Below are 17,056 nucleotides of genomic sequence, written 5' to 3' on the forward strand. Positions count from 1 at the left end.
GGGAGATTTTAACCGAGGCGGACGAAGTAACTTCGACGGACCGCGAGAAATGCACACCGCAACCTGCGCAGACTGTGGCAAGGAATGTCAAGTTCCTTTCAAGCCCCAAGAAGGCAGACCAGTGTACTGCAGAGACTGTTACGCAAAGAAGAAAACATACTAGACGTGTGGATTACTTCTGAACTTTTTTACTCTTTTTTTTATTCTTATTTTTTTTGTTAGTGTGTTATTGTTGCAGATAGAACTCAACAATGGTATCGCCGGGAAGGTGTGGATTATCGGCAGCAGCCAAGGGCAATTCACTAAGAGGGTTTAGTTTCGGTGCACCATAGCATGCAAGCCGTGTTTCTAATTGGTCACGGGAAGAATATGCCTGGGGAAGTGCTGTTTCAAAATGGGTTTTTACTGCGCCCGGAGTATGTTCAGCAACTGCATCACACCATGATGCAAGCACGCTTAAAAAAGCATCAATGCATCCTGAGGGAGTCTCGCCGCGAGCAGTTGCTGTAATGCCTTCGCTCCCGACAAAAAAAGGTGAAACACCGGATTCATGTGTAGGGAGAATGTATGCCTGAATTCGGTAGGGTTGGCCCATAGTTACCTCGTGATGTACTTGTTCTTAATAAAAACCTGCACAACGGGCCCGATTAAATAACCAATGGCTGATTCAACAGCCTGCTTAACTTTGTTGTCTACTTCTTCAAAATTCATAGATGTTCAGAACCTAAATGACTATTTAAAGATTGTGCCAACGGAAATGCCTCCGTTTGTTGCCCCAGAGTATTACCTTTTTTATATATTTTTTTAAAAAATAGACACATTTATAAACATCCGTATATTTTAAGTAACAAAATGATCATTTACAACCCCCATAACGAAGATATAATCAAGGAGCGGATAGAACAGGCAGAAGCCATCCTGCACGGGATTCCAGCGAAGTATTGCTTTATCACTGGTTCTTTTCTCTATAAAGAGAGCTACAAGGATATTGACGTGTTTGTACTATCCCGAACACAAAAAAAGTTAAAAAGCACGAACAAAAAGGTGAAAATAACGGTTCTTGATTTTAATGACCTATACTCTTTGTTGTATCATTCTGTATCGAAGAGCTGTATCGCAAAGAATATCCTTCCAAAAAAACCGCTCAAAGTAACAATGTCTGATTACTGGAATGTTATTAATGAAGCAGTCCCAACACTATTGAACAAAAAAGAAAAATTTCATAAAAATGTGCGTTTTCTTGTTCTGTATACCGAATATTTTAAGACCGGAGCGATTTTTGACACATTCGAACTTGCTCAAAAGATTAATTCGTTTAGAAATTACAAAGAAATTCTTGAGTATATCAAAACAGAAGTACCAAAGGTGATAGGTAAAGGAGCAAAACCATCATACCTCAAACGCTTTTTTTATACCCAAGCGGGGTATTATAGAGATCTTTGTGAGTATGATGCACAAAATTTTTTATATACCTTGACTCACGAAGCAGCGCACGGTGTAGTCCATGGTTAATCCTGAAGAATTTAAGCAAAAGATTAAAGAATTGATTGCACAAGAATATAAGATAGAATTTCTTGGTGATACGGTTGATGAGATTCTAAGCCAGCTTACGGAAACAAAAGCAGAAAAAATATACCAGTGGATACAGGACGTAGTTCAAAAGAATATCCAACCAATATTCGTCGGATCAAAAAAACCATATAAGGAATGGGCTATCAGTCAACTTCTTACGTTTCGTTATCCGTTTACGGTTGGAAACAGTGAGTATAGAATTCTGTTCGTGAAAGTAAAAAATTCGATATATATCGAATTCCATCTGGGGGATCATAAGTATTATGATAAAGTGAGAAAAGAACTTGAACTCACAAAGAAAAGCTAAATCAACACGCCCTACCGCTCAATATACTTATTCTTAATGCTCACGCTGACAAAGGGCCCCGTGTGAAACGCATGCAACTCGACCAGCGGCATAAAGTTTTTTGGAAACTCGCGCATGGCTTGTGCGTATTCCCTGCTGTATTTTTTCATGCCTTGCATGATTGTTTTCTGGCATTCCCGCTTCAGTACAGCAGTCGGATGAATACCTTTGGCAAGCTCAATATTCACGCTGAAGAATGCGTCTTTGCTGAATTCGTATTTTTGTGAAATCTGGAACGTGTTGATGTGTTTGTATAGTTCCTTGTTTGTCAGCAACGCCGATTCGACTTGTTGAGGATACACGTTAGTGCCGTTGATGGAAATGGTTGAGTCCGTTCTCCCTCCGATCCACAAAAAGGGAAGTTGGAGTGCATCCTTGCGGTACTCGGCAAATTTTTTGGCAAAGCGCGGCACGGTCTTGGCAAGCGAGCGGATGAATTCATCGTACCGCAGCACGCCACCGTGGTCGTGAATGTTATATTTGACCATGATGTTGGGAATTTTCGAATTGAGCTTGGTGACGTTGAATTCTTTTTTGTCTTTTGAATTTTCAATGTAGTGCAGCGTGGGGTCATACTGGAACACCATCGGTGTTTCAGAGCTACCGAATAATTGTTTTGAAACCTCGGGCTGGTTGTCAAGGAGTTCTTTAATCATGACACAGAGCGGCGTTTCAATGCCCATGGCAGTATCGAGGTCAGAGGAGCCGTAGGACGAGAATATCTGCGCGCCCTTTCGCAAGCGTGACAACATATATTTGCGCCAGCCCTTGACAAATCCCTCGCCACCGGTGAGAAGGTCAATCGCGTATCGCTTCCAGTTGAGCTTTCCCGAATCAACAAGGTTCTTGAGGAATGGTGGATAGCCGCCGATGATATATTTGTATTCAGGGCCAAATATTTTCATGGTCTCAATGACATTCTCAATGCTGGGGCCGATATTTTTCACAATGCCCACATGCTCGAAAAAGTAACAGAACTTCAAGTCAGCGGTCCATGGGCCGAGACTCCAGCAGCTCAACACAATGTACCGGTTTGATGACGGGTGAAAAATATACTCGGTTTCAAAATTCACTTCTTTGAGCAGTATCTGGTTTTCTTCTGCTGCCTCAATCCAGTTGGTTGGTTTGCCGGTGCTTCCGGAACTTTCAACCAGCAGGCCGAATCGTGGCAGCATGCTGCTCCGGCATTGCTTGACAAATGAATATTTGTGCACATAGTTGGCTTTGTCCAATTCTGGCACCGCGTCATGGAACTGCTGCACCGTGCGGATGGTACTCGGGTCGACATGGTGTTTCAGAAGGTAATTCTTGTACGCAGGAATGGTTTTGGCACACTGTTTGAACACGGATAAAGCCCGCCGCTGGCCAATGATTTCAAGCACTTCAGGATTTATTTTTTTAAGGAATAACTTGGTGCCCTTGTAACTGGACAGGTTTACATATTCGAGAAAGGAAATCCATGATACGGGCGCGTATGTTGCAACAAGTTTGGTAAGCACTGAATCACCGCTTTTTTGATGAATTTTTGATGAGCTGTTGATACTCTGTTGAGGTATCACCTCGTTTTAGGGAGTGGAGTTTATATAGTTTACTTGAGCACAATAAAGCTTAAATACCTGTTATTATTGATGGGTGGTTATTATGGATGATGCGACATTAGTCGAGCGGCTCGAAGGCATGAAACGCGAAGATATGCAGCAAGACCTCTCCTGCTTTGCAACCGGGTACTTGGTACTCGAAGCAAGAGAGCGCGGCATTGAAGGGTTCACCCAAGGCCTTCCGCCCTGGATGACGCTTGATTACCTTATGGATTCAAGAAATACTGTGCCGCACGGAGTCTTTCGCATGCTTGCGCAGCGGATTAAAGACAATGCGGGAAACCAGAGCCCTGACCTCATCCGTGATGTGGCTCACCGCGCTGTTGAATTTGATGATGTGGTAACGAGCATGGTACGCCGTGTTGGCAGCATTTGGGCGGGACTCTGGACCACCACATTTCTGGGCAATTTTATCACCAAAGACCAGTATGTTAATGTGAAAAGAATTGGAAGAGAGGGCAAGACAGTCAGAGGAAGGGCCATTCATTATTTTATGGAACCGATGAAGGAGTTGTATTATGAGCAAAGCACCGCAACCCGAGGGTATTATGAGTTTCTTCCACTGTTGTGGCAGAGAAGTGTGCCGGGAGTACAACCCATGCGGGTTGAACAAGTAGTATCACGATTCTCACCTGAAAAATTATTGAACGAAGACTATGCGTTTGCCGCTCGTGCACTCGGCATCAAAGATGTTACTCGTGATAAAGAAGGAAAATTGTGTATCGATGGAGAAGTATATGGATTGCCCGTTGCTGAGGAGGAGATAGTCAGGGCATGGGGCATGGATCGAACGAAAATTAGGTATGCAAGCAAACCAATACGCATGATTAAACCAGTAGAATTTAATGGTGAAACGATTCTTCCAAAAAATGCTATTTTTGATGGGCCAGCAAGTGTATACCAGTGGGAGTACGACAAACTGCCGTGGTACGCAGGACTGCGAATGGTCATTGCTGGAGTCCAGGAACGCATTGGCGGCACACGCCACCTTAAGAATGCGCTTGAAGAAGAGAAACAACAACGGATGCTTGCAGAAAAAAACCGTGAACGTGCTCAAAAGAATTATGAGCTGGCGGAAGAGCAACGAGGACTTGCCGAAGCTCGTGCCGCAGAGATGCAACAACTCCTGTATGCCCAAGACCATGAAGTACGCGGTGAGGGGAATGTCGCCGTTAATGAACTCAACCGCGCTGAAAAAAGATTTGGTGAGTTTAGAACAACACTTGACAATATTCTCGGGGACCTTGAACAAGGGATTCAAAGTATGATTGCTACTTCAACGACGAGTGGTGTTGACGAGGGAAAACTTGGCGAGATGTTCGGACCGGTTATTCTTTGTTACGAAAGTCTTGAGCGAGTGTTGAGTGAAACAACCGTTGGAAATGTTGCAATGAGAATAAGCCTTGCCCGACGCCGCATTGAATATGTGCAGTCATTCTTGAGAAACATCAGCTTTTATTCGCGAGTGGATATTAATGCACTCGGAGCTGAAGCGCCTGCTGGTAGTTTCTTTGAGGCATTGGAAGAAAGCATCAAAATGTATAATGAGGACAATGTGGCAACTGCTCACCGGCTGGGTAATGAACCAGAACTGATAATGCTTAACGCAACAAGAGAGTATGACGGGCCGATCTCGGTACCTCATGAAGCTGCGCAGATGATTATGTATAATCTCATGCGCAACTCACAGGAATTAGGCACAAAAAAAGTTGATTTGACCGTCACCGACAATGGTGAGAGAGTAACGGTTCATTATCGTGATTACACGGGAATGCCCATGAGTCCAGCAATTGCACACGCCTATGAACGAGGAGAAGCACCGCCCAGCCAAGGAAGCCACCTCGGATTGGGTAATCGAATTATCCATCGTGTTGTTTCAACCATGGGAGGTACACTCCGTGTGGCGCCTGAAACAGACGGCACCAGTTTTTTCATTCAATTTAAAAAAGTTAACGATGTGAGGTATACCTATGCCTGAAGATAACCCATTAGACCGATTTAGACATCGCGCGCCAGCGCAAACGGCACCAGTTGCCGCCTCAGCACCACAAAGTGAGACATTTGATTATGGACTCCGGCGACTGTTAGCCATGTACCAGTTACAGCCGGCAGATGCACGCATCGGCTTTGCTGACGACAAGCCAACAGAACTCGCCGACAAAAGCGATATTCTTAAGCCATTAGCAATTCCTTTTGTCCCGCTGCATCTTACCGGTGATAAAGTGCCGTTAGAGATGGTGGTTGCTGAAGCACGAAAGCATAATGTCGTGCTGCTGTTAATGGACCATAATTTTACCGGCGGCAACGGCATTCAGTATGCGCGTGATATTTTTTATGAATGCCTGGATATTGATGCGCAGCGTTACATGTTGCCGGTAGTATTTTCTGCGGTGGATCGGGCAACTGCAGACGTTGAGCTCCAGCGCCAATTTCCGTTTATTCCGTTCATTTCAAAAAATCAGTCAGAGGAAGGAATCCGTGTTGCGGTTCAGCGTGCATTCATACAGGCAGTTTTGTGGCGAACATCCCGCCAGAAATATGACAGTCTTGAAACGGCGTTTGCCCAGATAAAAGAGGATTATGAAAGATTAAAACGACAACTCGAACCAGTGCAGCAGTTCGCTGAACCGTCCAAGGCACCAAAGGGAGAAATGAGTATATATCGCACGCCGCAATTTGCTGGAGAGCTGACCGACCATCTTGTCGGAAATTGCTCGTATTTAGATGACACCTCAGTTCGGCGAATAGCCAAAAGCAGAATAAAAATGGACTGGCCATCAGAGCTTGAATTAGTTGATGTTGATTCAGCATACCACCTTTTTATGGGAAATGCCCCACCAAAAGATGTGAGCAGGCCATACACAATGTTGCTGAATGATGTTGAAAGGATTATCGAACAGGCAGCACGTGATGATGCGCGCGCCAAGAGTCGACCGCTTCCAACAATAAACAACCCAACGGTTCAACAGTACCTATTTCAGTTTTCCAGTGGAGATAGTGGAAAAACAGTACTTGGTAGGGGAAATGAAACAGACCTTGATATCGTGTTGTCGGTTGTTGTTGCAGAGAACGCAGCAAGTCTTCTGGCAGTGCCGAATGTTGAACGCGCAGTAATGCGGTTTGTGAGCTATATGACTGAGACGTTTGCTGCACGATCAAAAATAAGGCAGCCAACTGAACCGATGTCGGGTTTCAGAGCATATGAAGTTGCAGTGCGCATCCCCGGGTTTTATGAACCAACGGGAGCAGCAAGCGTCGAGGTTGTACAGACTGAGCTACCGTCACAAGGAGCAGCACGACCACAGGCTATTGGCCGAATTGAACTGCGTCGAAGCTATCTTGGCCACTAAACATTCTCCAAATACCCGCGGGTGTGGAGATAGTAACTGACCGCAGTGCCGAGCAGAAAAAACAATATCACGAGCTTCCATTGGCCGTACCGTGTGCCCAATACATATCCGAACAGAAGCGCGAGGCCGATCAGGTAGAACGGGAAGCTGTAGCTTTTCTCATAAATTAATCGGCCTGCAAGAAGCCCAAAAAGAAAAATAACAACGTAACTCAAGAACGCGCTTTCCAGTGTGATGGAAAAAACAAAGCCGATGCCCAGCACAATAAAACAAACGAGTTCTACCCACCATGCAGAAAGGTCAATAACACCACGCGCGTTCATAGGTTTCATATTCTCATCTCACCATCCCGCTTTGTTCCAGTAGGGAATCTCACGGAACCAGTTGTAGCAGAACCACGTAATGACGCCAATCAAAAATCCGATAATCAGCGAGACAAACGGCGGCAGGAAGTAGAGCAGCACTGCCATGCTCCAGATGAATCCGATGGAAAAAAAGTAGGCAAGCCGCGAACCATAAAATCCGTGCGAACCATCCAGTGGTGGAATCGGCAGAATCGTAAACGCACCCAACCAGATGTTTACAATCATTGCCTTGAGGAGCAAGGGGTTGCCAGGGAAAAAGACCAGCATCCATTTGAAAAACGTCGCGAGCAGCATATTTGCAAACGGCCCCCAGAAGCCGACCACGGCAATGTCAAAGTGGTTCATGCCGAAACGAAACGCACCCAAACGGTGGCCTGCCATATGAAAGAACAGCACACCACCAGGTAGGAGCAGCCAGAGTTTGCCGTTGCTCACAATGGCAACAGCGACGCCAGCGAGCAGGCCATACAGCCACATGCGGAATTCAACTTTGAAGCCGAGCATGAGCCCTGCGATGCGCTGGAGCGAGATATGAAACAGTAGGCCGAGCAGGACAATAAGCACTGCATTGAACAGGTTGCGCAAGCCGACGAATGCATTGAATGAGGTAGCACCCCACTCGTTGAATGAGACAATGAACGCAACGAGGAGCGTAGAAATAATCAGCGCGCGCATCTCTTCGCCGCTGAACTTGAAATAGCGCCGGATAACATCAAGAATGTTGCTGGGTGTTTGATACATAACCATGGAGGTATTTGGAGAGAATACTATTTATATAGTTTGTCGTGAGAAAAGAAAAATCAAGAACAGTCACTCGCGTAGCCGTGCTAAAACTGCATCTGCACGTTGAATCGCTGCATACCCGGTCCGGGACGGAGAAGCAATTGAAGTTCGCGTACGTCAAACGGCACGACGTTGGGGTCAAATCCTCCTTTGATTAAAGAAATCTCGGCTTCTAACCGTTGCCATCCAGTATATCGCGTGCAAACTGCTTTGGCATAATGGCTTTTTTGATCAAGACTTGGATCGGATACATTTTTTCCAAACCATTGAATCGCGTTTTGAATTTCGGAATCGATAGACATAGTGCCCCTCGTTTCTTGGTTATTTATTAATTTTCTGCAACAGCGCACGCATTCCCTCTTCATGCCCTGCTCCCACCACTGCAAGAATTTTTTTGTCAGGATGAAGATGCAGAAGCCGAACAAGTTGATACGCCATATACTCATTTCGTTCTTGAATGAGCACACGATAGAGCGAGGGATATCGCTTCTTAATTTCGCGAATCAGCCGTGCGATTAATTTGGTAGAGGGTACGCGGGAAAGGTCGAGCGTGAACACGCCGTATTTTTTCATCTGCCGCTGCGGAAAAAACAGTGCCATCAGGATATCACCAAGCAATCTCATTTTTTCTCTGAGGGTGAATTGCTGGGAAAACCGCGCCAGCGTCACTTCAATGTTCTGGTCGATGAGAAACACCTGCAGTTTGCGCTTCTGCGCTGCGCGCACCGCGGCAAGCATGTCAGCGCCAGGAAGCACACCCACCTGCGCCCCCAGTCTTTTCTGCATGTAGGCTCCAATCAGGGCGAACACTGCACCAGTAACGCCCACCCTGGGCACGAGCTGGAAAAATGAAGCGCGCCGCTGTTTGTGGGTAAGCGCCTCAAGCCGACCGGCGTCCAGCTCGACAGCGACAATATCAGGCAGGTGTTTTTCGATTGCTGACTCGATGGCGCGGACGCTTTCTTCAGCAATGTGGGAGGTGCCGAGCAAAATAACGTGTTTCATACAGCCCGTAAAAAGGTAAAACTTTATAAATATTCGTTCCTGATTGTATGCTATCAAGTGCAACAAAATATTTAAATACACAGCCGATTCCAGAGCAATCAGAAGGATAGGTGTACTATGCTTAAGATGCGACGACTCTCAGAAACCTACAATATGAAAGTGTTCACTGATTCTGGTGACTATTTTGGGGACATTGAAGAAACCCTGATGACCAAAACCAAGGTCTTTGGCTGGCGCATTCGCGCAACCAAGAATTCGTACCTCAACAAAGTGCTCGGTTCTGCAAAAGGAGTTATTGTACCGCACCAGCTTGTTAAGAATATCGGCGATATTATGATTATCTCGCGCGCTGCAGTGCCGAATTACACCCCTGAAGAAGCAGTAGCTGAATAAGAAGAGTATTTATAACTTTTTTTCTTTTCTGAAGTGGTTTATATACGCTGCCAGAAAGTTTTAAAAAGCCGATTGGCACATACAAGAGATAATGGGAAAACAAAACAGGCTTCTTTTGATTTACAACCCTCATGCGCACAGCGGCAAGAGCATTACCGATCTGCCGGACATTCTTGAATATTTCAAAGACCATGATGTTTCAGTTGATGTGGTGGAAACCAATGGGCCAGATGACGCAACAAAAAAAGCAGCAGCGGCGTGCGCAACCTATGCAACAATTGTTGCTGCGGGCGGCGATGGCACGATCAACGAAGTGATTAATGGTATTGTCAGCGGGAAAAATAAGAAAAAAAACAAAAACAAGAAGCAGCCACGATTAGGCATTATTCCTATGGGCACTGAAAATGTGCTTGCCCAAGAGCTGGGAATTTCTCTTGACCCGTACAAAGCATGCGAACGCATTATCAAAGGAACCGCCCATGCTGTTGACCTTGGTGTTGCAAGAACAAGTACGAAGAAACGATATTTTATTATCGCATCGGGCATTGGATTTGACGCCCATATCGCAAACAGCATTGACCCGGCGCTGAAAAAGCTCATCGGCAGCACTGCATATGTACTCACTGGGTTGAGAGAGCTGTTCAACTATACGCCCTCGAACATGCGCATAAAAATAAATGGAGTTGAGTGCCGCGGCTATTTTGTTATTGTCGGCAATGCGAAATTGTATGGCGGTGGCACCATGCTGACACACAAGGCAGATATGACGGATGGTCTTCTGGACGCATGCATTTTGCAGAGCAGAGATGTGTTTAATTTCATCAAGTTCTTGTTTGGTGTGGCAATTCAGAAGCATGACTATTTTGAGAACGTCGTGTATGCGCACACCAAAAAACTGTCTATTGAATCAGACAAGCCCGTGCTGGTGCATGTTGATTGTGAAATTCTGGGGACGACACCAGTGGAAATTCAAGTATGCCCGAAGAAGTTGGAAATTATACATTAAAGGCGTCCACGATGGCTGTCGGAGAGTGGAGGAGGAGCATAGTTTCCTTTCTTGTTCCATGGAAACGAGGGAGCATGGAAAAAATCAGACGAGCCAACAATCGCATGATACAAATTAGGACTACGCAAATCAAATCGATTGATTGCGCCCGATATGTGTAAAGGAATGTTGTCGCGAACCCATGCTTCAAGTTTTTCTTGGGGGAGTTTTCCCGTACCATTTGTGGTGATATTCAATCCGACCTCTTCTCTGCCGATAGTGTAGCCCAGCGCAACGCGTGCAAAATCAGCAAGGCCATGCGCAACAACCTGCACGGCGATGTAGCGTGCGAGAAACGTACCGGTAGCTGAAGGTTTAGTGGGATCTTCTCCACTGAATGAGTCTTCCATACAGCCGTACGTGCCAAATCCATCACGGTAGGGTTTTGCTTCACGGGTGCCTTCATCAACTTCCCACCCGCCGGTATGCCACGCGCCAAGCCCGTTGATGACCAATAATGGAGTGCCCAATGAAACTGAGTATCGATTTTCGGTGCGGCCGAGAAGTTCACTAACACGACCACCAAGATGCAAACGAAGAGCCTCAATAGAAAGTGAATGGTCGTGCTGAACAGCGAGAGTGATAGTGGAGAGATTTACTAAACGTGAGCCACTGTATACTGCTTCAACACCCACTTTGCCGTCAGGTTGTAGGCCTGCCAACCCTGATGGAGAATCCTGATAGAGGTGATCAATAAGATCGCGAATCTCAACCGCAAGATACCGCTCCCAAGGAAGATGATGAGGGGATGTACGGTAGGCAACCGCGATTGGATTGCCTGAATCACCAGCGCAAGAATTTGCTGCAAGCGAATCTGCTTGCGACTTAAAGAAAAAATCCCACACAAAATCGGTCGTGCCAAGATGAGATTGATGAACCTTGTTGTAGTGCGCAACCAGCCGCCGATGGAGTTCTGGATATGTATCTTCAGTAAGAACTGACGCTGAAACTTCACCTGAAATACAGAGACGAGGTTTCTGAAGTGCACGAGAGAAACCACCGGCAACCCGCACATCAAATCGTGCTAGAGGATTACGTTCAAGAAAATACGCGCCAATCAGATGAGCTAATCCTGATTCCAGCTCATCCGGCTTTCCCCGCCGGCCTGCTTCAAATGAATGGATAATTCGCTCAGCCATACCTCGCATGAGCGAAGAAGGAATTTAAAAAATTAACTACTCGTGCAAGTCGGATTGGAATAAGGCAAAATCAACGATCAGTTAGTTTCAACTATTCTTCGCTGCCTGTTCCTCTCCTCGTTTCAGCAGCGTTTTCAGAAGGTCCCACAATAATTCGCGCACTTTGGCGTGCTCTTCTTCGATGGAGGCGTGCAGAGTTCCGAGCTGATTCGTCAGCTCTTCTATTTTTTTATTTTTTTCTTCCATTGTGAGGTTGGTTGTTTTGAGCGCTTCGAGTTGCGCCGTGAGGTCTTGTTTGGTTATTTCGATTTTATCATTGAGCTGGCTGATTTCATCAAACCTGCCTTGTGCGTCCTGCACAGCCATGCCAGTAACGCCTGAAACAGGAGCTTGTTTTAAAAAAAAGAAGGTGAGAAAAATAAGCAATACCAGCGCACCGCCAAGGATAAAGGGTTTGATTGGAAGCTGAGAAATTTTTTGTGATGATGCTGACGATGAGAAATCACGCTCCTTTGCGTGCATGATCATCGTGTTGTAAATGAAATTAACTTTGTGATAATCATAGCCCTTGTTTAGCAAAATATCACGAACATATTCCTTGCTGAATCCTTTTTCAAGGCCTTCTCTGAAAAAGTGGCGGATAAGCTCGTCGTTCATGAATCATCCTCTTTTTTTGCTGATGCAGTTGAAATATGAAGTGGATACGCTTCAGAAAGGGCATGTTCTTTTATGTTTTTCGTTAATTCATCTTCAGTTGTCTCTTCCACGGTGTCAAACAAAGCAGTGAGACCCAGTTTCAGCCCGGAACCACCAGTAATCAGCTGATGCGTTGCCGGATGGATAGCCCATTGCTTTGCCCTGCCTGAAAACGGGTTAACAAAGTAAATGCAGAGCTGTTTGTGCATGTTGACCAGCGCATCCCAGTGGTGAATAAGTGCTTCAAAGTTTCTTTTGGTATTTGCCACCACGATGCCAAAAGAAGTGGTGCTGTGTGCCTTAATGTCCTGAAGCTCCTTGACCAAATCCTGCGGAAAGGGCTTGACGTAAAACACCTGCACTGTGCCATTGTGCTGGACCAGCGTGAGCTTGTTCTTATCGACTGTAATAGAGGAAAACCTTTTGAAGATAAGGTCCTTATTTTTCAAAAACAAGGCCATCCAATCGGTTAAGAAATCTGTAATGCTGATGTCCATCACCTCGATACTTTTATGGAGTGACAGGTTTATAAATTTTGTTGGGGAAAAAACAGCAACGTGGTTCCTAATTTTAATTTTCGTGCCTTAACTGTACCTTGTTTGACCTCAATCGCATACCGAAACGTTATCGGGGGGGTGTAAGCCGTAAACGGGAGAAAATGTTCCTTTATCGCAACAATCCGTTTCTTCGAATCCAAGAAAATGATATCTATCGGAAAAAACACGAAAAACATGTGAAAGCTGCGTATTCTCTCATCCGGGAAAACAAACAGTAAGTTCTTTTGTCTGGAAAACATCAAACCACGGCACCGCAACCATGCTGTTGCGCACATACCCGCTTTAAATAGGGGCCTGTGTGGCACGGACTGTTTTTTGCTGTTTTTCCGGAAAATCTTGACGTTGTTCACGAGCTAAAACACCATTTTAACGCAGTTTTAAGGCTTATAACGCACTATGCGCAGCCATACCCTCTTTAAAATAGAAGCATTTATAAACTTTTACCTATTTATAAAGTGATAAATTTAAATAAAATACGTTTGGGGGTACTACCTATGGCTACTGCAACCACTGTGCCAGCAAAAACAGCTACTGTTCCATCAAAAGCGTTACCAGGACGCGAAATAAAAGTGGTGAACATTGTTGTTTCAGCCTCACTTGGCCACGATATTCCACTGGAAAAGATGGCCGCGACGCTGTCGAACACGGAATACAATCCGGAACAATTTCCCGGCCTTGTGATTCGGATTAAAGAGCCGAAAACATCAGCGCTCATCTTCAGCTCGGGAAAAATTGTGTGCACCGGCGCACGTTCTATGGACAAGGTCTACGAATCTATTGATAAGATCATAAAAAGCCTTGAAAAAATCAACATCAAGATCAAGGTACGGCCCGTCGTGAAGATCCAGAACATCGTTGCCTCCGGCAGAGTGGGAATGGACCTGAATTTAAACACGCTGGCCATGAAGCTTGAGAATACTGAATACGAGCCGGAACAATTCCCGGGTCTTGTGTACAAGCTTGCTGAAGCAAAGGCAACATTCCTGTTGTTCAGTAACGGCAAAGTTGTTTGCACGGGAACCAAGAGCGAAGCCGAAGTGCACCTTGCGCTCGACAAGCTCATTGAAAACCTCAAGAAGATTGTGAAGTAATTAATTTTTTATTTATTTCTTATTTTTTTAGTTAGTACGTCTGCCAACCCGAAAGTTTAATAAACGTCAGTGGTTTCTAACAGGTATGGCACGAACATTTCACGTACTCATAGAACAGGACGAGGATGGAGGATATGTTGGCAAGGTTGCTGAACTCCAAGGATGCCTCAGCCAAGGCGATACGCTGGATGAGCTGATGTCCAACATAAAAGAGGCAATTGAACTCTGCCTTGAAGTAGCAGAAGAAGAAAAGGGGGGAGTGAGTAAAGACCAAATAAAATTTGTCGGCGTTCAAGAGGTACAGGTGTAAGTTTTGAAGCTTCCGCTTCTCTCTTCAAAAGAGGCATGTAGATTTCTTGAAAAAGAAGGTTTTCAAATCGTTCGCCAAAAAGGCAGTCACCGATTCTACCGCCACCCTGATGGCAGAACAACGGTCGTGCCTGTCCATTCCAACAAGGACATAAAAAGAGGCCTGCTGAAAGGCATACTGGATGAAATAAAAATGAGCAGGGAAGATTTTTTTGCTAAATACTGCTAACCCAGCACAATTAACTTAATAAATACAAACAATTTCTTTGACGCCATGACTATCAGAAATACGCTTGCCAGCATCGTCAGCGCAGCAGTGCTTGCTCTGCCAGGATGTGGATTTGATACAAAGGACTGCGGCCAATACAAATTTGAGGGAATAATGCGCAGCGAGCATGGTCTTGTTGAAGAGGTGTATGTTTCATTTTGGTCACAAGAGCAGGAGTTCAGCAGACATACCCATGTGTTAACTGTAAACAGTAGTTATTATCACAGCATTGATAAGTACACAGACGAGAACGGAGACTTTAGAGTAGATGAATTTAGTACGCAAACAGGAAGTCTCACCCCCACTACCTATAGGTGGGGCGAGGTGGGAGCTCCGGTTCTTCGTGAAGCCCAAAAGAGATTTGATGATTATCTTAGCAAAATTAGAGAGATGAAACAACATGAGGGTTTAGAGTCGTTACGTTAGTGACGTGTTCTTATTATTATTATATCTACCAACTCCACACTAATTAACTTAATAAACCCCATTCGGTTCCCTCCAGAGGGAGGGTGGTAGACATCGAGGCAGTAGAACAAATTAGGCGGTTTGAGGAATTCATCCAGCGTAATGCCTATCCGCTTCTTCTTAAAAATGTGAGTGCCGGCATCCAAAGCCTTGCCCTTGATTGTGGAGAACTCGCACAATTTGACCCCGAACTGGTAGACAGCCTTCTTGATGATCCGGAAGAAGTTATCAAGGCAGCAGAGATGGCAGTCTTGGAATTGGATCTTCCGAGCAAGCCAAAGGATTTCAAAATCAGGTTCAAGAATCTTCCCTCAACGCAGAAAGTCATGATTCGTGACATCCGGAGCAAACATGTCGGCCGGTTTCTGTCAGTCAATGGTATTGTCAGACAAAAATCAGATGTCCGCCCCCAAGTCACCAGCGCGCGGTTTGAATGCCCGAGCTGTGGAAATGTTATTTCAGTGCTCCAGCTTGATACCAAATTCAAAGACCCCAGCCGATGCGGCTGTGGAAGAAAAGGAAAATTTAAACTGTTGAGCAAAGAAATGGTCGATGCCCAGCGCATTGTGCTGGAAGAATCTCCGGACAATCTCGACGGCGGCGACCAGCCGAAGCGTATGGACATTTTTTTAAAACAAGACCTTGTCAGCCCGCTCACTGACCGAAAAACAAATCCCGGCACAAAAATTCTCATTAATGGGATAGTCAAGGAAGTGCCCATCACGCTGAAAGAAGGCGGCCAGTCGATTCGATTCGATTTGCTGGTTGAAGCAAACTATGTCCAGCCGATTGACGAAGACGTTCTTGAAATGGGCATCACGCCAGAAGAAGAGGCAAGAATAAAACAGATTGCCGGAGACCCGCAGGTCTATGAAAAACTTGCGTACTCATTGGCACCGTCGATTTACGGCCACGACAGAACCAAAGAAGCAATCGTGATGCAACTCGTCGGGGGCTGCCATAAAAAAAGAGAAGACGGCACCAGAACCAGAGGAGACTTGCACGTGCTGCTCATTGGCGACCCTGGCGCAGGAAAATCAATGCTGCTTAAACGAAGCCAGGTTGTTGCGCCGAAATCACGCTACGTCACGGGAAAAGGCGCAACCGGCGCAGGACTCACGGCAGCAGTTGTCCGTGACGAATTTCTCAAGGGATGGGCACTGGAAGCAGGCGCGTTGGTTCTTGCAAACAACGGATTTGTCATGATTGACGAGCTTGATAAAATGTCGAAGGAAGACCGCAGCGCCATGCACGAAGCGCTTGAGCAGCAAACCGTCAGCATCAGCAAGGCAAACATTCAGGCAACACTCCGGTGCGAAACAACCGTGCTTGCCGCAGCCAATCCGAAGTTCGGTAGGTTTGACCCGTATGAAATGATTGCAAAACAAATTGACCTGCCGCCCACGTTGATCAACCGATTTGATCTTATTTTTCCGATTAAAGATTTGCCTGACGCAAAAAATGATGCAAAAATGGCAAGCTTCATCCTCGCCCTCCACAAGGAGGGAATAAAGGAAGATGTTGAAATAGAAACTGACATGCTACGCAAGTTCATTGCGTACGTACGAAAAAACATTCATCCCAAGCTGACTGATGAGGCCATTGAGGAGATCAAAGATTATTATGTCAGCATGCGCAACACGGGGCAGGAGGAAGCAGGGATTAAATCTATTCCAATCACGGCACGCCAGCTCGAGGCGCTCGTCCGGCTTTCTGAAGCCAGCGCAAAAGTCCGGCTCTCGGCAACCGTGAGCAGAGAAGATGCCAAGCGTGCAATCAGCCTTGTTGATTATTGCCTCCGGCAGATTGGCCTCGACAAAGAAACCGGTAAGATCGACATAGACCGAATCACCAGCGGCATTAGCGCTTCGCAACGCAACAGAATTGTTATCGTGAAAGAGATTATTAGCGAAGTGGAAAAGGCTATGGGAAAAACCGTCCCAGTAGAAGAAGTAATCCGCGCAGCAGAAGAAAAAGGAATTCCCCGAGAACAGGTTGATGAAGTTATTGAAAAATTAAAGCGCGCCGGTGATATTTTCGAGCCGAAAAAAGGATTTGTCACCCGCATTTGAAA

At 45.7% G+C, this 17,056-nt stretch carries 21 protein-coding genes; 12 read left to right on the top strand and 9 right to left on the bottom strand.

All coding sequences use genetic code 11. The features are described from left to right. Positions 1-163 (top strand): DNA-directed RNA polymerase (locus Q7R76_04950; GenBank protein MDO8642896.1); only part of this gene is annotated, 163 nt, incomplete at its 5' end. Positions 164-226: 63 nt separating this feature from the next. Here the strand turns inward: Q7R76_04950 and Q7R76_04955 are convergent. Continuing rightward, on the bottom strand, positions 227-595 hold the full coding sequence (locus tag Q7R76_04955; protein MDO8642897.1) for a hypothetical protein: 369 nt from the start codon (positions 593-595) through the stop codon (positions 227-229). A gap of 257 nt (positions 596-852) precedes the next feature. On the opposite strand from Q7R76_04955, the gene Q7R76_04960 reads away from it, so the two are divergent. Together Q7R76_04960 and Q7R76_04965 are read left to right on the top strand one after the other, a co-directional pair. Next, positions 853-1,512 (top strand): hypothetical protein, encoded by a 660-nt coding sequence (locus Q7R76_04960; protein MDO8642898.1) that lies wholly within the window; start codon positions 853-855, stop codon positions 1,510-1,512. Next, complete coding sequence (locus tag Q7R76_04965) at positions 1,505-1,879, top strand: hypothetical protein (protein MDO8642899.1); 375 nt, start codon at positions 1,505-1,507, stop codon at positions 1,877-1,879. The genes Q7R76_04960 and Q7R76_04965 overlap by 8 nt, the downstream gene beginning before the upstream one ends. An 11-nt stretch (positions 1,880-1,890) precedes the next feature. Here Q7R76_04965 and Q7R76_04970 read toward each other — a convergent pair whose 3' ends face one another. Further along, positions 1,891-3,477 (bottom strand): hypothetical protein, encoded by a 1,587-nt coding sequence (locus Q7R76_04970; protein ID MDO8642900.1) that lies wholly within the window; start codon positions 3,475-3,477, stop codon positions 1,891-1,893. A gap of 82 nt (positions 3,478-3,559) precedes the next feature. Here Q7R76_04970 and Q7R76_04975 point away from each other — a divergent pair, with 82 nt between their 5' ends. Continuing rightward, the gene (locus Q7R76_04975) at positions 3,560-5,494 is read left to right on the top strand and encodes a hypothetical protein (GenBank protein ID MDO8642901.1); all 1,935 of its coding nucleotides are present in this window, start codon (positions 3,560-3,562) and stop codon (positions 5,492-5,494) included. Continuing rightward, positions 5,487-6,866, top strand: coding sequence for a hypothetical protein (locus tag Q7R76_04980; GenBank protein MDO8642902.1), 1,380 nt, complete (start codon positions 5,487-5,489; stop codon positions 6,864-6,866). Before Q7R76_04975 ends, Q7R76_04980 begins: the two co-directional genes overlap by 8 nt. Here Q7R76_04980 and Q7R76_04985 read toward each other — a convergent pair. The 4 genes from Q7R76_04985 to Q7R76_05000 form a co-directional block, all read right to left on the bottom strand. Beyond that, positions 6,863-7,198 carry a hypothetical protein gene (locus tag Q7R76_04985; protein MDO8642903.1) on the bottom strand — a complete coding sequence of 112 codons (336 nt, stop codon included), beginning with the start codon at positions 7,196-7,198 and terminating at the stop codon, positions 6,863-6,865. The genes Q7R76_04980 and Q7R76_04985 overlap by 4 nt on opposite strands. Before the next feature lie 9 nt (positions 7,199-7,207). Further along, positions 7,208-7,978 (bottom strand): hypothetical protein, encoded by a 771-nt coding sequence (locus Q7R76_04990; protein MDO8642904.1) that lies wholly within the window; start codon positions 7,976-7,978, stop codon positions 7,208-7,210. A gap of 80 nt (positions 7,979-8,058) precedes the next feature. Further along, positions 8,059-8,316, bottom strand: coding sequence for a hypothetical protein (locus Q7R76_04995; protein MDO8642905.1), 258 nt, complete (start codon positions 8,314-8,316; stop codon positions 8,059-8,061). Between the two features lie 19 nt (positions 8,317-8,335). Beyond that, entirely contained in the window at positions 8,336-9,019 is a 684-nt protein-coding gene (locus tag Q7R76_05000) for a TraB/GumN family protein (protein ID MDO8642906.1), read from the bottom strand. A gap of 126 nt (positions 9,020-9,145) precedes the next feature. Here Q7R76_05000 and Q7R76_05005 point away from each other — a divergent pair, with 126 nt between their 5' ends. Together Q7R76_05005 and Q7R76_05010 are read left to right on the top strand one after the other, a co-directional pair. Further along, complete coding sequence (locus Q7R76_05005) at positions 9,146-9,412, top strand: hypothetical protein (protein ID MDO8642907.1); 267 nt, start codon at positions 9,146-9,148, stop codon at positions 9,410-9,412. Between the two features lie 91 nt (positions 9,413-9,503). Continuing rightward, entirely contained in the window at positions 9,504-10,418 is a 915-nt protein-coding gene (locus Q7R76_05010) for a diacylglycerol kinase family lipid kinase (GenBank protein ID MDO8642908.1), read from the top strand. Here the strand turns inward: Q7R76_05010 and Q7R76_05015 are convergent. The 3 genes from Q7R76_05015 to Q7R76_05025 form a co-directional block, all read right to left on the bottom strand. After that, positions 10,415-11,596, bottom strand: a complete 1,182-nt coding sequence (locus Q7R76_05015) for a methionine adenosyltransferase domain-containing protein (GenBank protein MDO8642909.1) — start codon at positions 11,594-11,596, stop codon at positions 10,415-10,417. The genes Q7R76_05010 and Q7R76_05015 overlap by 4 nt on opposite strands. 87 nt (positions 11,597-11,683) lie before the next feature. Further along, entirely contained in the window at positions 11,684-12,253 is a 570-nt protein-coding gene (locus Q7R76_05020) for a hypothetical protein (GenBank protein ID MDO8642910.1), read from the bottom strand. Beyond that, complete coding sequence (locus tag Q7R76_05025) at positions 12,250-12,789, bottom strand: hypothetical protein (protein MDO8642911.1); 540 nt, start codon at positions 12,787-12,789, stop codon at positions 12,250-12,252. Before Q7R76_05025 ends, Q7R76_05020 begins: the two co-directional genes overlap by 4 nt. A gap of 554 nt (positions 12,790-13,343) precedes the next feature. Here Q7R76_05025 and Q7R76_05030 point away from each other — a divergent pair. From Q7R76_05030 to Q7R76_05050, 5 genes are all read left to right on the top strand, one after another. Continuing rightward, on the top strand, positions 13,344-13,940 hold the full coding sequence (locus Q7R76_05030; protein ID MDO8642912.1) for a TATA-box-binding protein: 597 nt from the start codon (positions 13,344-13,346) through the stop codon (positions 13,938-13,940). Positions 13,941-14,025: 85 nt separating this feature from the next. Next, positions 14,026-14,250, top strand: a complete 225-nt coding sequence (locus tag Q7R76_05035; protein ID MDO8642913.1) for a type II toxin-antitoxin system HicB family antitoxin — start codon at positions 14,026-14,028, stop codon at positions 14,248-14,250. A 3-nt stretch (positions 14,251-14,253) separates the two neighbouring features. Further along, a complete protein-coding gene (locus Q7R76_05040) occupies positions 14,254-14,478 on the top strand; it encodes a type II toxin-antitoxin system HicA family toxin (protein MDO8642914.1) in 225 nt (74 codons plus the stop codon). Between the two features lie 45 nt (positions 14,479-14,523). Then, positions 14,524-14,943: a hypothetical protein gene (locus Q7R76_05045; protein MDO8642915.1), complete on the top strand. Its 420-nt coding sequence runs from the start codon at positions 14,524-14,526 to the stop codon at positions 14,941-14,943. A gap of 83 nt (positions 14,944-15,026) precedes the next feature. Next, positions 15,027-17,054, top strand: a complete 2,028-nt coding sequence (locus Q7R76_05050) for a minichromosome maintenance protein MCM (protein ID MDO8642916.1) — start codon at positions 15,027-15,029, stop codon at positions 17,052-17,054. Positions 17,055-17,056 lie beyond the last annotated feature (2 nt).

It is taken from the genome of Candidatus Woesearchaeota archaeon (assembly GCA_030651375.1).
GTDB lineage: Archaea > Nanobdellota > Nanobdellia > Woesearchaeales > UBA12501 > JAUSFM01.

Bases quoted from the DNA above. Each gene is read 5' to 3' on its own strand.
- Q7R76_05035 (MDO8642913.1), top strand. From the start codon at position 14,026: ATGGCACGAACATTTCACGTACTCATAGAACAGGACGAGGATGGAGGA.
- Q7R76_04955 (MDO8642897.1), bottom strand. From the start codon at position 595: ATGGGCCAACCCTACCGAATTCAGGCATACATTCTCCCTACACATGAA.
- Q7R76_05000 (MDO8642906.1), bottom strand. From the start codon at position 9,019: ATGAAACACGTTATTTTGCTCGGCACCTCCCACATTGCTGAAGAAAGC.
- Q7R76_05005 (MDO8642907.1), top strand. From the start codon at position 9,146: ATGCGACGACTCTCAGAAACCTACAATATGAAAGTGTTCACTGATTCT.
- Q7R76_04985 (MDO8642903.1), bottom strand. From the start codon at position 7,198: ATGAAACCTATGAACGCGCGTGGTGTTATTGACCTTTCTGCATGGTGG.
- Q7R76_05020 (MDO8642910.1), bottom strand. From the start codon at position 12,253: ATGAACGACGAGCTTATCCGCCACTTTTTCAGAGAAGGCCTTGAAAAA.
- Q7R76_05015 (MDO8642909.1), bottom strand. From the start codon at position 11,596: ATGGCTGAGCGAATTATCCATTCATTTGAAGCAGGCCGGCGGGGAAAG.
- Q7R76_04975 (MDO8642901.1), top strand. From the start codon at position 3,560: ATGGATGATGCGACATTAGTCGAGCGGCTCGAAGGCATGAAACGCGAA.
- Q7R76_05045 (MDO8642915.1), top strand. From the start codon at position 14,524: ATGACTATCAGAAATACGCTTGCCAGCATCGTCAGCGCAGCAGTGCTT.
- Q7R76_04960 (MDO8642898.1), top strand. From the start codon at position 853: ATGATCATTTACAACCCCCATAACGAAGATATAATCAAGGAGCGGATA.
- Q7R76_04980 (MDO8642902.1), top strand. From the start codon at position 5,487: ATGCCTGAAGATAACCCATTAGACCGATTTAGACATCGCGCGCCAGCG.
- Q7R76_05025 (MDO8642911.1), bottom strand. From the start codon at position 12,789: ATGGACATCAGCATTACAGATTTCTTAACCGATTGGATGGCCTTGTTT.
- Q7R76_05010 (MDO8642908.1), top strand. From the start codon at position 9,504: ATGGGAAAACAAAACAGGCTTCTTTTGATTTACAACCCTCATGCGCAC.
- Q7R76_05030 (MDO8642912.1), top strand. From the start codon at position 13,344: ATGGCTACTGCAACCACTGTGCCAGCAAAAACAGCTACTGTTCCATCA.
- Q7R76_04965 (MDO8642899.1), top strand. From the start codon at position 1,505: ATGGTTAATCCTGAAGAATTTAAGCAAAAGATTAAAGAATTGATTGCA.
- Q7R76_04995 (MDO8642905.1), bottom strand. From the start codon at position 8,316: ATGTCTATCGATTCCGAAATTCAAAACGCGATTCAATGGTTTGGAAAA.
- Q7R76_04990 (MDO8642904.1), bottom strand. From the start codon at position 7,978: ATGGTTATGTATCAAACACCCAGCAACATTCTTGATGTTATCCGGCGC.